Origin of the sequence: Amycolatopsis sp. NPDC004169 (genome assembly GCF_040610315.1) — a bacterium.
Classification (GTDB): Bacteria; Actinomycetota; Actinomycetes; order Mycobacteriales; family Pseudonocardiaceae; genus Amycolatopsis.
Genome location: NZ_JBEXMD010000038.1, coordinates 20,866 through 35,132 on the forward strand (window position 1 = coordinate 20,866; position 14,267 = coordinate 35,132).

Sequence of the window (14,267 nt, forward strand, 5' to 3'; positions counted from 1 at the left end):
CCCTCCCGCCGTCGCTGTGGACCTACGCGCTCACCTCCGGCGCGCAGGGCAGCTTCACCACCGCCGGGCGCCACCAGCACCCGGCGCTGGCGGACGTGCTCATCCACGACGGCACCCGCGCCTTCGCCGATGCCCGTGCCCTGATCGCCCGGTCATTCGCCGGCTTGCCCGGGCTCTCCGTCGCCGCCGTCGGCCCGGTCGTCGGGGACCGCTCCGGTGGCCTCGCCGTGGTCGACAGCGCCCTCGCCGGGATCGCCGCCCACCTCTGGGTCCTCGGTGGCCGCCGGCTCGCCGACCTCGGCGGCGTAACGCTGCAGCCGGGCCCGGACCCGCGTCACCTGCGGCCCGCCGACCTGCTCGTAGAGCTTCAGCGCCTCGGCGAGGTGACCCCGCGCCGCGGCGGGGTCGTCGCCGTGCTCCGCCACGTCGGCGAAGCCGACCAAGACGTCCGCCTGGTAGACCGCTGACCCCGATTCGGACAGCACCGCCCACGCCCGCTCCAGACGCCGCCGCGCCGCCGGGACCTCGCCGGCGCGGGCGTCCAGGCGGGCGAGCCCCACCAGGACCTTCGCCTCGTCCTTCTCGTCCCCCATGTCGGCGAACATCCGGCGGGCGCGCTCGAGGTGCGCCAACGCTTCGGGATCACGGTCCGCCTTCGCCAGCACCTCGCCGATCCGGCGGTGCCGCTGGGCGACGCCGCGGTCGATGCCCAGTTCGGCTTCGATCTCCAGGCTGCCGGTGTAGCAGGCGATCGCCGCCGCGACGTCGCCACGGCCCTGCGCCGCCGTGCCCAGCTGGTCCAGCGCCACCGATTCGTTGTGCCTGCTCCCCGCCGCCCGGGCCAGCTCCAGCGCGCGGCCGCACTCCTGCTCCGCCGCCTCGAAGCGGCCCAGATCGAGGTACGCGCGCCCCAGCTGGCAGCGCAGCCGGGACTCCGCGACGACGTTCCGGCACCGCTGCGCCGCGCCGATCCCGATCTCGTGCGAGCGCAGCCACAGTGGGAAGTGCTTCCGGTGCAGGAACAGCTCCCACAACGCCTCGCACAGCTGCCAGGCCACCTCGTCGTGCCGCTGCGCGGCGGCTTCCTCGAGCACCGCCAGCACGTTTGGCAGTTGCTCGTCGAGCCAGTCGAGCGCCGCCCGGCCGGAGCCGAACGCGGGTGGGCTGGTGCGGTACTGCTCGCACACCGGGCTGACCCGCCAGCGGATCGGGATGGCCACCATGTTCGCCCGCGTCATCGCGTGCAGGTACCAGGTCGCCACCCGCGGCAGGACCTCGAAGCGATCGTCGTCGCGCTGGGCGCGGGCGTGCAGCCGGACGAGGTCGTGGAAGCGGTAGCGCCGCTCGTCGACCTCTTCCAGGAGGCTCGCGTCGACCAGCTGCTGCAGGCCGTCGGCCGGGTCGGCCAGCTCGGTCGCCGCCACCGCGACGTCGACGCCGAACGACGCGCCCGGGAACTCGCCCAGCAGGCGGTACAACTTCGCCGCCGGTTCGGGCAGCGCCCGGTAGGACCAGTCGAACGTCGCCGCCACCGGGGCTTCGCCCTCCGCCGACAGCCGGCTCAGCCGCGAGTTCTCGTCGCCCAGCTCGGCGACCACCCGCGCCACCGGCCACCGGGGCCGGGACGCCAGCCGGGCGGCCGCGACGCGCAGCGCGATCGGCAGCCGCCCGCACAGCGTGGCCAGCTCGGCGACGTCGTCGAGCTCGCCGGCGACCCGGGTCCGGCCGACCGCGTTCACCACCAGCTCCACGGCGTGCGGCTGCGCGAGCGGCGCCACGTCGAGGAACCGCGCGCCTTCGGACACCAGCCCGTCCAGCCGCAGCCGGCTGGTCACCACCACCGTGCAGCCCGCGGACGCGGGGATCAGCGGCCGGACCTGGGCCGCCGACAAGGCGTTGTCCAGCAGGACGAGCAGCCGTCGGCCCGCGGTCAGCGTCCGGAACAGCGCCGCCTGCTCGGCCAAGCCGGGCGGGACGTGCTCGGGCGCGATGCCCAAAGCGCGCAGGAACGCGCCGAGTGCCTCGTCCGGCAGGACCGCGGTGCCCGGCGAGAAGCCGCGCAGGTCGGCGTAGAGCTGGCCGTCGGGGTAGCGCCCGGCGTGCCGGCTGCCCCAGGTGACGGCGAGCGCGGTCTTGCCGACCCCGCCCGGCCCGATCAGCACGGCGAGCGCCGGCTGTCCCCCGGTTTCCTGCCCGGCGACCTCGTCCAGCGCCGCGAGCTCGGCCGCCCGGCTCGTGAAGTGCGACGGCGACGGCGGCAGCTGCCGGGGCACCGGGTGCGGTGACCGCGGGGCGGCCACCCAGACGTCGCCGGTGATGGTCCCGGCCTGCAGCACCACCCCGGCCGCGCCACCGTCGATGTGGTTGTGCACTTCGGATGGTGATGCGGCACCGCTCCGAGACGTCATCCGAGAACTCCCGCCCAGACTCGAACTTCTCTGTGTACCTGTCGCTCGCGCGCGACGGCACGGGAAGCCGGGCGAATTACCTCGAACGTACGAGGACCGCGCGCCCGCGGTCCGTCAGAATCGAAGGCCACCGGCAACCAGGAAGGCCCGGCCTTGACCTTCGACGAACTCCCGCCGTACCGCGCCCTGCTGGTGGTCGACACCAAGGGGTTCGGCGGCAACCCGGCCGCCACCCAGGCGATGCTCTCCGCGGCCATCCCCGACGTGCTGTCCCAGGCGTTCGCCCGCGCCGGGCTGCGCGAGGTGTGGGAAACCGCCCTGTTCCCGCACGGCACCGGCGACGGCTACGGCCTCGGCTTCGACCCGCGGTTCCTGCCCGCGGTGGTCAGCCGGTTCTTCGACGAGCTGGAAGCCGTGCTCGCCGAGCGGGACGCGCGCCTGCGCTCGGCCGCGCGATCGGTGCGCCTGCGGATGCGGGCCAGCCTGAACGTCGGCCCGATCCTCGAGCCGGAGCCGGGAACCACCGCGGCGGCCGCGATCGGCAGCGCGGTGATCACCACGCACCGGCTGCTCGACGCCGCCCCGGTGCGCGCGGTGCTGGAGCGCTCGGACCCGGACCAGACGTTCCTCGCGGTGGCGCTGTCGCAGCGGATCTTCGAGGACGTGCTGGCCGGCGGGTACGCGGACCTGCCCGCGTCGAAGGTGGTGCCGGCGGATGTCCGGGTCAAGGAGCAGCGCGGCACGGTCTACCTCTACATCCCCAACCCCAGCGGGGACCTGCTGCGCCACGGCGCCGGCTTCGAAGAGGAGCTCGCGGCGGCCCGGGCGAAGATCGAGCCGCCGGCCCCGGGCAGCACGACCAACACGATCAACGGGACCGTGCGCGGGACGGCGTTCCAGATCGGCCAGGTGCACGGCGACCTCCGCCACGGCTAGTTCTGCAGCGGCACCAGCTCCGCCCGGAACTTCTCCAGGAAGCCGTCGAAGTCGCCGTGCACGGGCCGGATCACGAACTTCGACAGCCCGGCTTCGATGTGCTGTTCCACCAGCCGCCGGGCTTCCGGCCAGCTCGTCGCGACGAGATCCGCCACCGCCGCACCGGGGTTGCGCCGGGCCGCGGCCGCCGCGAGCGCGGCCGGGATCCCCTGGTCGGCCACCGCGAGGCTGAGCCCGAAGTGGTCTTCCTCGATTTCGCGGCCCGCCTCCGCCGCGGCCCGCTGGATGGCGATGCGGGCGTCGCGGGCCTGCGACGGTGTGTGGAAGCTGCCCAGCCAGCCGTCCGCGAGGCGGCCCGTGCGGCGCAGGGCCGCCGGCGCCGACCCGCCCAGCCAGACGTCGAGGCGCTTCTGCGGGCGCGGGCCGAGGCGGACGCCGTCGACCTGGAAGAACTCGCCGTCGAAGGACACCTCGTCCTCCTCCAGCAGCCGGCGCAGCAGGACGAGCGATTCGTCGAAAACGGCGGCGCGGCGGCCGGGCGGCACCGGGAACAGGCCGGCTTCGGCCGCACGGGCCGGGCGCAGGCCGAACACCGGCAGCACGCGCTTGGGCGCGAGCCCGGCCAGGGTGAGCAGCTGCTTGGCGACCAGCACCGGGTGCCGTCCCGGCAGGATCGCGACGCCGGTGCCGACCTTCAGCTTCGACGTCCGGGCCAGCGCGTGCGTCATCCCGATCATCGGGTCGACCTCGGGCGAGTAGACGAGCTCGGACAGCCACAGCGAGTCGACGCCGGCGTCCTCCAGCCGGGCGGCGAGCCCGGCGAACTCCGCCGGCCCGGTCCCGGCCGCGGGCGCGACGCCCAGCCTGATCTTCAGCAAGGGTTCCTCCCGGAAGGCTCTCTCGGGGAGCAACGCGCCGGGCGGCCGGGAATTCCTCAGGCGGTCGCGTCGATGACCCGGGTCAGCACGCCGTGCAGGGCTTCCAGCTCGGCGACGTCCATGCCGAGCGTCTGCACCACCTTGTACGGGATCTTCTCCGCCTCCGCCCGCAGCGCCCGGCCCGCCTCGGTCAGCTCGACCGTCAGCCGCCGCTCGTCCGAACGGCTGCGGGCCCGCGTCACGTACCCCAGGGCTTCCAGCCGCTTGAGCAGCGGCGAGAGGGTCGCGGGTTCGTGCCGCAGGGCCTCGCCGAGGTCCTTCACCGACCTGGGCGAGCGTTCCCACAGCGCGAGCATCACCAGGTACTGCGGGTGGGTCAGGCCGTACGGCTCGAGCAGCGGCCGGTAGATCGCGATCACGCTGCGCGAAGCCACCGACAGCGCGAAGCACACCTGCCGGTCCAGCTTCAGGGGGTCCTCACCCAGGTCGATCATGTCCGAATCCTACTGTGTCGTCGGTCGCCCTAATGATTAGGGCACTAAGTATTAGTGTACTGTCGAAGTCATGGAACGACCGAGTGCGCTCCGCTGGTTCGGGTACGCCGTGGGCGTGCGCCTTCCCGAGCGCTACAACGAGTGGGCGTTGCACGATGCGACGTCGAAGCACTGGCGAGCCCGGTTCGTGGTCCAGCGGTCGATCGGCATCGTGCCGCTGTGCGCGGTGTGGCTGCTGCTGCCCGGCTCGATCTGGCTGCGGCTCTCCCTGGTGCTGATGGCGGCACTGGTCGCGTACTTCTATTCGTGCGCGTACATGGAGGAAAGCGTCGAGCACCGGCTCGGCAGGCAGGGCTTCCCGCACAACACCGGGCGCCGCCTCCGCGCCGAGGCGGCCGAGGCGAAGAACGCCGAAGTCACCGCCCGCTACCTCGCGCGCTACCGGACGCCGTCGGAGGGTTAGTTACAGTCGGGGGCGATGAGACGCAAGCTCCGCCCGCCGATCCCGCCCCGTCACGGGCTCGACCCCGCCCGGCTGAAACTGCCCGACGGCGAGTGGCCGACCCTGCTGGCGCACCTGGTCGAGCGGCTGCCCCGCGTGGCGCCCGGCCGCATCGAGCAGATGCTGCGCGAGGAGCGCATCCACGGCACGGACGGCCCGCTCGGCGTCGACACGCCGTATGCGCCCGGCTCGTTCATCTGGTTCCACCGCGACCTGCCCGACGAGGTGCCGGTGCCGTTCGCGATCGACGTCGTGCACCGCGACGAGCACCTGCTGGTCGTCGACAAGCCGCACTTCCTGGCGACCATCCCGCGCGGGCAGCACATCCTGGAGACGGCGCTCGTGCGGCTGCGCCGCGACCTCGACCTGCCGCAGCTGTCCCCCGCGCACCGGCTGGACCGCGTCACCGCGGGGCTGGTGATGTTCGTGATCACGCCCGAGCTGCGCGGCAGGTACCAGACGCTGTTCCGCGACCGCCGGGTGCACAAGGAGTACGAAGCGATCGCGCCGTACGACCCGGCGCTGGCCCTGCCGAGAACCGTCCGCAGCCGGATCGTCAAGGACCGCGGGGTGCTGGCCGCTCATGAGGTGCCGGGCGAGCCGAACGCCGAGACCTACGTCGAGCTGCTCGAACACCGCGACGGCCGGGGCCGGTACCGGCTGGTCCCCTCGACCGGCCGGACCCACCAGCTGCGCGTGCACCTCAGCGGCCTGGGCGTCCCGATCCTCGGCGACGACTTCTACCCCGAGCTGCGCGAGAAGCCCCTGGGCGACTTCACGAAACCCCTGCAGCTGCTGGCCAGGGTGCTCGACTTCGACGACCCGCTCACCGGCGCCCACCGCCGCTTCACCAGCCGGCGACGGCTGTCCGCCTGGGACGACTTCGACGCCTGGGCGGCGTCCCCGGGCGGGGACGCCGCCGCGGACGTCACTTGTGCCAGAACCTGATCCCACTCCACTGCACGGTGATCGGCCCCGCGCCGCTCGCGGTGCGGTAGCTGCCGAACTTGTCGTAGTAGCTGCCACTCGGGCTGGAGACCGAGTCCTTCTGCGAGCCGTTGATGTACACCTTGTGCGTGCTGCCGACCTGGTTGATCGTGTTCACCCGCACGCTCGTGCCCACGGTGGCCCCGGTGGCGATCGTCTCGCCGCCGTGCACCGCGTAGAGGCGGCCGCCCTTCTCCACCGCCAGCAGGAAGAACGGCCCGGCGCTGGAGCCGTCCCGGAACGTCTGCTTGAGACTGATCCGGCTGCCGCCCATGCTGGTGATCTTGAACGAGCCCTCGAACTGGTGGGTGCCGCCGGTGTAGGTGGTGTAGCGGCGTTCCGCGCGCTGGTCACCGCTGCCGGTCGAGCAGGTGAGCTTGAACGTCAACCCGGAGATGTCACCGCAGCCCCGCTCCTGCTCGGAGTAGCCCGGGGAATCCGAGACCCACGGACCCGTGCCGACCTGGGCTTCCACCGCCGGGGTGAGCACCGCGAGCCCCAGCGCCGTCGCCGCGAGCACGCCCGCACCGCGAAGTCTGTGCACCGTCAACCTCCTGTGACACTCGAGGCGGCGGTCACCCGGCAACAGGTTCAGACCTTTGCGGGCGTGGAGACGACTGTACGAGCCCGGACCGCGGCGGGCAAGAGTCACCGTTCCCGCTCTGCGGTCTGTCGGAAGTTTTCTTCGGAAGCCGTGTCGAATCCGGCTTGCCCCGTTCGACAGACTTGCAGGAGCAAGATCGACCACCGAGGAGCAACCCCATGCGCACCCTGATCTCCAGCTCGTTCGTTTCACTCGACGGCGTCGTCGAAGCCCCCGGCGGCGAGCCGGGCTACCGCAACTCGGGCTGGACGTTCAAGGACATCGAGTTCGACCCGGCCGCCTACGCGATCAAGGGCAGCGAGCAGGAGGAAGCCACCGCGCTGATGATGGGCCGGGTCAGCTACGAGGCGTTCGCGCCGGTCTGGCCGGGCATGACCGTGGAGTTCGCCGGGTACAACGCGATGCCGAAGTACGTCGTGTCGACCACCCTCACCGACGCCGGCCTGGTCGACAACTGGGGCGAGACGACGATCCTGCGGTCCCTGGACGAGGTCGCGGCCCTGAAGGAGACCGAGGGCGGCCCGATCATCATCGCCGGCAGCGCCACCCTCAACCGCGCACTGGCCGACGCCGGCCTGATCGACCGGTACCACCTGCTGGTCTTCCCGGTCCTGCTCGGCGCGGGCAAGCGGCTCTTCAGCGACACCGACAAGGACAAGCAGAACCTGAAGCTCGTGTCCAGCGAGGCCTACGGCAACGGCGTCCAGAAGCTGGTCTACGACGTCACGCACTGACCGTGTGGCGATGTTTCACGTAGAACATCTGTTCGAACATCGTGTACCGTCGGGGTCATGACGACTCCGGCACTGCAGGCCTCACTGTTCGGCGAGTCCGGCCCCGTCACGCTGCACGCCCTGGCCCCGCGCCGGACCGAGCTCGGCTCCGGCGCGTGGGTCGACGTGCAGCCGGGCTGGCTCGCCGGCGCCGACGAGCTGTTCGCCGACCTCGCCACCGGCGTTCCCTGGCAGGCGGAGCGGCGGAAGATGTACGACCGCGTGGTGGACGTCCCGCGGCTGCTGTGCTTTTACCGCGAAGCCGCGCCGCTCCCCCACCCCGTGCTGGCGGAAGCCCGCGCGGCGCTGAGCGAGCACTACGCGAGCGAGCTCGGCGAGCCGTTCCGCACGGCGGGCCTGTGTTACTACCGCGACGGCCGCGACAGCGTCGCCTGGCACGGCGACACGATCGGCCGGGGCAGCACGGAGGACACGATGGTCGCGATCATCTCGGTGGGCGCGGTCCGCCACCTGGCCCTACGCCCCCGCGGCGGCGGCGGCGAGTCCTGCCGCTACGCCCTCGGCCACGGCGACCTGATCGTGATGGGCGGCTCGTGCCAGCGGACGTGGGAGCACGCGGTGCCGAAGACGAACCGGGCGGCCGGGCCGCGGATCAGCATCCAGTTCCGGCCGCGCGGGGTGCGCTGAGGTCAGTCCACCAGCACCGGGAGCTCGTCCAGACCGTACACAATGGACACCTTGCGGAACGACAGCTCGTCCTCCGGCACCGCCAGCCGCAGGTTCGGGAAGCGGCTGATCAGCGCCGGGTACGCGGTGCGCAGCTCCATCCGGGCCAGCTCCGCGCCGATGCAGCGGTGGATGCCGTAGCTGAAGGCCAGGTGCGACGTCGGCTCGCGGGTCGCGTCGAACGTCTCCATGTCCGGACCCAGCTTGGGGTCGCGGTCGGCCGCCGACAGCGACACCAGCACGATGTCGCCCTCGGCGATGTGGACGCCGCCGATTTCCATGTCCTCCTTGGCGAACCGGGGGAACGCCATCTGCACCACGGTCAGGTAGCGCAGCAGCTCCTCGACGAACCGGTGCACGGACTCGTCGTCGCCGCGGACGGCGTCCATCGCCTTCTCGTCGCGCAGCAGCACCAGCGCACCGAGGGCCAGCATGCTCGCCGTCGTCTCCAGGCCGCCGGTGAGCACGCCGTCGGCCAGGCCGGCCAGCTCGCGGTCGTCGATTTCGTCGCCGTGTTCCTTGATCAGCATGCCGAGCAGGCCGTCGCCGGGCTGTTCGCGCTGCTTCTTGACGATGTCGAGCAGGTAGGTCAGCGACTCCGACATCGCGCCGAGCGAGGCGCCGGCGCCGCCGAAGAGGTCGAAGCGGGCGGTGCTCAGCCGCTGGAAGTCCTCGCGGTCCTCATAGGACACGCCGAGCAGCTCGCAGATGGTCAGCGACGGGATCGGCAGCGCGAACGCCTGCCACAGGTCGACCGGCCCCTCGGCCGCGGCCATCGCGTCGAGCTGCTCGGCGACGATCTCGTCGATGCGCGGGGCCAGCCGGCTCAGCCGGCGCATGGTGAACTCCGGCGTCAGCAGCTTCCGCAGCCGCGTGTGCACCGGCGGGTCCGCGAAGCCGAGCCCGCCCGGGTTCTGGTCGGCGGTGACGCCGGCGTTGCCGACGAGGTTGCCGAAGTCGCTGGAGAACCCGGTGGCCTTGCCGAGCACGGCCTTCGCCTCGTCGTACCCGGTGACGAGCCAGGCGTTCATCCCGAACGGCAGGTCGAGCTTGCCGATCGGAGCCTCACGGCGGTTTTCGGCCATCGCCGGTACCGGGTCGAGGCCGTCCCGCTTCAGCGGCAGCAGCGCCGAATCGGGCAGGATGGCCGACATCTTTTCGAGGTCGAAGCCCTTTTTCGACTGCCGGGCGAGGTAGCGCCGGCCGACCCAGCCCAGGACCCGTGAGCGGAGACTCCCCATGGGACCGACAGTACCGTACTAGCCCGATCGGGTGACGAGAACCGAGACGGGGTTCACGCGGGCTTCCGCGCCAGCAGATAGGCCTGCGGGGTCTTCTCGGGCGGCTGCGGCTCCCGGACCACCCGAGCCTCCACGACCAGCCCGGCCTCGACGCACAACCCGGCGACGAACTCCGGCGGCAACCGGTAGGCGTCCAAGGCGACGTCGTGACCGTAGCCCCGGGTGATCCGGCGGCGCTCGTCACCGACCTGGAACCCGGTCAGCAGCCGTCCGCCCGGCGCCAGTACCCGGGCGAGCTCCGCGATCACCGGCGCCAGGTCCGCGGGAGGCGTGTGGATGAGCGAGTACCACGCCACCGCGCCCGCCAGGCTCCCGTCCGCCAGCGCCAGGGCGGCCAGCGAGCCGACCTCGAAACGCAGCTCGGGATGGGCTCGGCGGGCCGCGTCGATCATGCCCGGCGAAAGGTCGACGCCGAAGACGTCCAGCCCGAGCGAGGCCAGGTACCCGGTCAGCCGGCCCGGGCCGCAGCCGAGATCGCCGACGAGACCGGTCTTCCCGACCAGTTCGGCGAACGTGCTCAGCACCGCCCGGTCCCACGGGCTCTCGTCGAGAAGGTTCCGGAGCTCCTCGGCGTAGGAGTCGGCGACGGTGTCGTAGGCGGTCCGGGTCTCGGTCACGAAGGCGGGTTCGGTCATGGGCTGCGACCCTATCGGTGTTCCCCGGCCGGCTCCGGCGGTTCCGCCGGAGTGTCCACGCCGAGTTCCGCGCGGACTTCGGCGAGGAACGCGCTCTGGGCACGCTCGGCGCATTGCAGGGCGGATTCCCGGGAGTCGCCGTCCACCCCCTCGGACGTGACGGTGATCCGCGCGCCGAGCGCGGCCTGCACGAGATCTTCGGCAAGCGCGCAGATGCGCGGCGAGGCGAGGATGTCGACGGCCGCGTGGAAGGACGCGATGGCGCTGGCATGCTCGCCCATGAGCGCCTGGAACTCGCTGACCGGTTCGTGCCGGGCCAATGCCTCCACGCACTTGAGCAACGCGCTCAGGTACTCGTCGGTCTCCTTGAGCAGACCGGCATAAGCGTCCCGGCGCTCCTGCGACCAGTGCAGCGTGATCGCGTGCGCGCGCTCGGCGGCCAGCCGTTCGCTTTCCCGCCGGTGCCGCAGCTCCTCGCGCGCCGCTTCGCGCTCCCACCGCCGGTCCTCCCGGCGGCTGTTGATGAGCTGGCCGGTGACGACCCCGACCAGGCCGATGATTCCCACGACGATCGGTACCCAGACCGAAACCTGACCGGAAGCCATGTCGGCAGACTAGTGCGGCGGCAGCTCCCGGTTCTCGGTGATCAGCCCGTGCTCGCTGGCCACGTAGTGGAAGTACGGCCGCCCCAGGTCGTCACCACCGGTGAAGAGCGTCTTCGACCGGCCGTCGGCTTCGGTGTTCACGCCGTTCGTGCGGGCCAGCACGCCCGAGGACGCCAGCCACTCCCGGGAAGCGTTCACCGGCCGCCAGCTCCGGCCGTCGCCCGTGGTGTCGCCGAGGATCTTCGTCATCTCCACCGATCCCGAGATCCGCAGGTTCTGGTCGTCGGTGATGTTCGCCGTCGCGTCGGTGGTCAGCGGGTAGGACCACGTGTGCCTCGCCGCCCGCACCCGGCCGTCCACTGTGGACGTCGAGGTCTGCTGCCCCGAATCCGCCTGCACGACGTGCTGGGTGAAGCCGCCGCCGGTGATGTCGTCGCTGTTGCGGTAGTCGCGGGTGCGCTCGACCCGCGTGAACACCCGGCCCGCCGACGTGTCGACGTAGCCCGCCGTCACGTCGTCGCGCTTGGCCGTGACCGTCACGTTCACGCCGCCGGTGATGTCCTTGACCGTTGTCTGCCGGGCCGGTGCGGCCGCGACGCCCGCGCGGGTCAGGGCGCCGGACGTCCGCGTCGCGTTTTTGTCGGTGTAGAGCAGTAGCGTCGGCACGACGGTGAATTCGCCGCCGATGTCCGGGAAGGAGAAGGAAAGGTCATGGGTACCGCCGTCGACGAGGCGCCCGGCGAACGGCGTGACGTCGTAGGTCTCGGCGTGCAGGCTGAAGGTGTCGATCGCGACGACCGGCCGCCACAGCTGCGGCACGATCCCGCCGGAGTAGATGTGCGGGAAGGTGAACGCGCTGCCGGCCGCCGTGCCGTCGATGGCGAAGTTCGCCTCGCGGTACGGGCCCTTCCCGCAGAGGCCGGCCGCCGGGTACTTCGCGGACACGTCGTCGGGCACGTCGTCGAACCACTGCTCGTCACACGCGTGGCCCTCGAGCGTGACCTCCAGGTAGGCGCGGGTGATGTTGCGCGGCAGGTCTTTCGCGGTGAAGTGCACGGTCGGCGCGGCCGGGGTCGCGTCGGCGTGCCCGAACCCGGCGACGTGATCGGGCGTCTCGGGCGCGGGGTGCTTGCGGTCCGCCTGGTAGTAGGTGAGCGTCACGGTCTGGGCGTAGACGCCGGTGTAGATCGGCGAGTTGTAGTTCTCGATGCCGCCGTGGAAGGGCTGTGGCGTGCGCAGCAGGGCGCTGTAGGGGGTGAGGTCCTTGTCGAAGTGGTAGGTGATCGGGCGTTTGCCCTCGCCGCTGGGCTCCTCGGTCGTGCCCCACCAGACCTCGGTGCCGCCGATCCGCAGGTCGCCGATCCGGTCGTACTGCCGCCCGCTCACGGTGACGGTCTGGTCCATGACGACCTTCGCCCACGGCCCGGGGCAGGCCTTCGGCGGCGTGAGCGTGCCTTCGTAGAACTGCGGGCTGCCGTCGGCGGCGTTGGAGCGGAAGCCGTCGGCGAGGGTGACGCTGCAGTGCGGCGTGCCCGGCCGGGTGACGGCGGGCGCGGCGGTGACGGGGTTGTCGGTGTCACCCTCCACAACCGGTGCGGCCGCGGCCACCGCCCCGGTGAACACCCACGTCAGCACGAGCGAAAGGACGATCGTGAAGATCCGCACCCCGGACTCCTCCCAGCGGCAGGCAAACCCGCCTGGAGCCTAGCGGCGCGATCATGCGACCAACGTCGGTAATCCGGATTCTGAAACGTTTCAGATCGTGCTAGGCTCACACTTCTCAGCGAGGGGGTCCGGTGGTCGGCATCAAGGACGTCGCCAAGCGGGCGGGCGTCTCGATCGGCACGGTGTCCAATGTGGTCAACCGGCCGCACGTCGTCGCGGCCGCGACGCGCAGCCGCGTGCTTTCGGTGATCGAAGAGCTCGGCTACGTGCGGGACGAGTCGGCGCGTCAGCTGCGGGCCGGGCGCAGCCGCGTCATGGGCCTGCTCGTGCTCGACCTCGGGAACCCCTTCTTCGTCGACGTCGCCCGCGGGGCCGAGCAGGCCGCGCACGCCGAGGGCCTCAACATCATCACCTGCAACAGCGGGCAGCGGTCCGCGCTGGAGGCGTCGTACCTGGCGATGTTCGCCGAGCAGCGGGTCCGCGGGGTGCTGCTGAGCCCGGTCTCGACGTCGGGCGAAGCCTTGCGGACGTTCCGGCGCACCGGCACGCCGTACGTCTTCGTCGACCGCAAGGCTCCGGCGTCCGAGGCGAGCTCCGTGTCGGTCGACGACGTCGCCGGCGGCGAACTCGGCGGCCGGCACCTGCTGGAGACGGGGCACCGGCGGATCGCGTTCGTCAACGGCCCCGCGATCCTCGCCCAGTGCCGCGACCGCGAACAGGGGCTGCGCAACGCACTGGCCGGTTCCGGCGCGGAGCTGACGGTGCTGGAAGCCATCGGCCTCGACGTCGCTTCGGGCCGCGACGCGGGCGCCCGCCTGCTCGGCGCGAGCCCCCGCCCGACGGCGGTGTTCTGCGCGAACGACCTGCTCGCTCTCGGCGTGCTGCAGGCGATGGTCGGCGCGGGCGTGCGCGTCCCGGACGAGATGGCGATCGTCGGCTACGACGACATCGAGTTCGCGGGCGCGGCGGCGGTCCCGCTGACGTCGGTCCGCCAGCCCGCCCGCCGTCTCGGCCGCACGGCCGCGGAGCTGCTCCTGGCGGAGACGTCGGACACGAAAGCGGAACGCCAGGCGGTGGTCTTCACCCCGGAGCTCGTCGTCCGCGAGTCGACGCGGGTGCGCCGCTGACGGCTCAGGTGGTGAACAGCCGGTAGTTCAAGACGATGTAATTGGGCACCTGGACGTCGTTGCAGCCGACCCAGCCGACCTTGCCGTCGGAGGTCCGCATGCAGAACTGGTATCCGGCGACCAGCATGACCTGCCCGCCCGGCGCGGGTTTGTCGTTGGCCACCACTCTGGGGCAAGCGGTGCTCGCCGCCTTTTCGCCGCCGCTGTAGGAGTACGCCGCGGACCGGTTGACCGTGACCCAGACACCCGAGTAGAAGAGGTCGATCTCGCCGTTGGGGCCGCTGGTGTCGACCGCGTGGGGATCGGCCGCGTCGACGTCGACCCCGGTACCGGCCTCCAGGCGCACCTGGGCGGACACGTCGCTCGTCTGCGCCACGCCGGTCGACGCGGGCGGGACACCCTGTCCCGGCGGGGTGGCCGTGACGGTCACCGTCCGCGGCGGGACGGCCGCGGTGCCCTGGTCGTTGCCGACCTTGTACGCCGCGAACACGCCGCCGATCAACGCGGCGATGACCGTGGCCAGTGCGGTGACCAGCGTGCCGCGGCGGTTGATGCGCGCCGCCTCGACCGCCGACCGGTCGACCTGACCGCCTTGATTTGCTGCGCCCGACATGGATGATGAGTCTCCGATTGGCTCCGCAGCGTTACGACGGCCGTCTCGGAAC

General features: G+C 71.9%; 15 protein-coding genes. 6 read left to right on the forward strand and 9 right to left on the reverse strand.

Annotated features, from left to right (window positions below; all coding sequences use genetic code 11):
• Positions 1–152: 152 nt before the first annotated feature.
• Entirely contained in the window at positions 153–2,408 is a 2,256-nt protein-coding gene (locus ABZX11_RS36760) for a tetratricopeptide repeat protein (RefSeq protein ID WP_354922116.1), read from the reverse strand.
• A gap of 153 nt (positions 2,409–2,561) precedes the next feature.
• Between ABZX11_RS36760 and ABZX11_RS36765 the strand changes: the two genes are divergently transcribed.
• On the forward strand, positions 2,562–3,344 hold the full coding sequence (locus tag ABZX11_RS36765; RefSeq protein WP_354922119.1) for a hypothetical protein: 783 nt from the start codon (positions 2,562–2,564) through the stop codon (positions 3,342–3,344).
• Here the strand turns inward: ABZX11_RS36765 and ABZX11_RS36770 are convergent.
• A complete protein-coding gene (locus ABZX11_RS36770) occupies positions 3,341–4,222 on the reverse strand; it encodes a TIGR03854 family LLM class F420-dependent oxidoreductase (RefSeq protein ID WP_354922122.1) in 882 nt (293 codons plus the stop codon). The two genes, ABZX11_RS36765 and ABZX11_RS36770, sit on opposite strands and share 4 nt — an antisense overlap.
• A gap of 56 nt (positions 4,223–4,278) precedes the next feature.
• A complete protein-coding gene (locus tag ABZX11_RS36775) occupies positions 4,279–4,716 on the reverse strand; it encodes a MarR family transcriptional regulator (protein ID WP_176170099.1) in 438 nt (145 codons plus the stop codon).
• Between the two features lie 70 nt (positions 4,717–4,786).
• Here ABZX11_RS36775 and ABZX11_RS36780 point away from each other — a divergent pair, with 70 nt between their 5' ends.
• A complete protein-coding gene (locus ABZX11_RS36780) occupies positions 4,787–5,179 on the forward strand; it encodes a DUF5313 domain-containing protein (RefSeq protein ID WP_354922125.1) in 393 nt (130 codons plus the stop codon).
• 15 nt (positions 5,180–5,194) lie between these two features.
• The gene (locus ABZX11_RS36785) at positions 5,195–6,166 is read left to right on the forward strand and encodes an RluA family pseudouridine synthase (protein ID WP_354922128.1); all 972 of its coding nucleotides are present in this window, start codon (positions 5,195–5,197) and stop codon (positions 6,164–6,166) included.
• Here ABZX11_RS36785 and ABZX11_RS36790 read toward each other — a convergent pair.
• Positions 6,147–6,725 (reverse strand): hypothetical protein, encoded by a 579-nt coding sequence (locus tag ABZX11_RS36790; RefSeq protein WP_176177677.1) that lies wholly within the window; start codon positions 6,723–6,725, stop codon positions 6,147–6,149. The two genes, ABZX11_RS36785 and ABZX11_RS36790, sit on opposite strands and share 20 nt — an antisense overlap.
• A gap of 242 nt (positions 6,726–6,967) precedes the next feature.
• Between ABZX11_RS36790 and ABZX11_RS36795 the strand changes: the two genes are divergently transcribed.
• Entirely contained in the window at positions 6,968–7,543 is a 576-nt protein-coding gene (locus tag ABZX11_RS36795; RefSeq protein WP_176170102.1) for a dihydrofolate reductase family protein, read from the forward strand.
• A 57-nt stretch (positions 7,544–7,600) separates the two neighbouring features.
• The gene (locus tag ABZX11_RS36800; RefSeq protein ID WP_354922132.1) at positions 7,601–8,230 is read left to right on the forward strand and encodes an alpha-ketoglutarate-dependent dioxygenase AlkB; all 630 of its coding nucleotides are present in this window, start codon (positions 7,601–7,603) and stop codon (positions 8,228–8,230) included.
• Between the two features lie 2 nt (positions 8,231–8,232).
• On the opposite strand, the gene ABZX11_RS36805 is transcribed toward ABZX11_RS36800, so the two are convergent.
• From ABZX11_RS36805 to ABZX11_RS36820, 4 genes are read right to left on the reverse strand one after another with little or no spacing between them, the layout of a single operon-like run.
• Positions 8,233–9,510 carry a cytochrome P450 gene (locus ABZX11_RS36805; RefSeq protein ID WP_354922135.1) on the reverse strand — a complete coding sequence of 426 codons (1,278 nt, stop codon included), beginning with the start codon at positions 9,508–9,510 and terminating at the stop codon, positions 8,233–8,235.
• 53 nt (positions 9,511–9,563) lie between these two features.
• Positions 9,564–10,205, reverse strand: a complete 642-nt coding sequence (locus ABZX11_RS36810) for a methyltransferase domain-containing protein (RefSeq protein WP_354922138.1) — start codon at positions 10,203–10,205, stop codon at positions 9,564–9,566.
• Between the two features lie 11 nt (positions 10,206–10,216).
• The gene (locus ABZX11_RS36815; protein ID WP_354922141.1) at positions 10,217–10,810 is read right to left on the reverse strand and encodes a hypothetical protein; all 594 of its coding nucleotides are present in this window, start codon (positions 10,808–10,810) and stop codon (positions 10,217–10,219) included.
• 9 nt (positions 10,811–10,819) lie between these two features.
• Positions 10,820–12,475 (reverse strand): peptide-N4-asparagine amidase, encoded by a 1,656-nt coding sequence (locus ABZX11_RS36820; RefSeq protein WP_354922144.1) that lies wholly within the window; start codon positions 12,473–12,475, stop codon positions 10,820–10,822.
• A gap of 131 nt (positions 12,476–12,606) precedes the next feature.
• Here ABZX11_RS36820 and ABZX11_RS36825 point away from each other — a divergent pair, with 131 nt between their 5' ends.
• Positions 12,607–13,602 carry a LacI family DNA-binding transcriptional regulator gene (locus ABZX11_RS36825; RefSeq protein WP_354922147.1) on the forward strand — a complete coding sequence of 332 codons (996 nt, stop codon included), beginning with the start codon at positions 12,607–12,609 and terminating at the stop codon, positions 13,600–13,602.
• Between the two features lie 4 nt (positions 13,603–13,606).
• Here the strand turns inward: ABZX11_RS36825 and ABZX11_RS36830 are convergent, their stop codons facing one another.
• Positions 13,607–14,215, reverse strand: coding sequence for a hypothetical protein (locus ABZX11_RS36830; RefSeq protein WP_354922150.1), 609 nt, complete (start codon positions 14,213–14,215; stop codon positions 13,607–13,609).
• Positions 14,216–14,267: the final 52 nt, after the last annotated feature.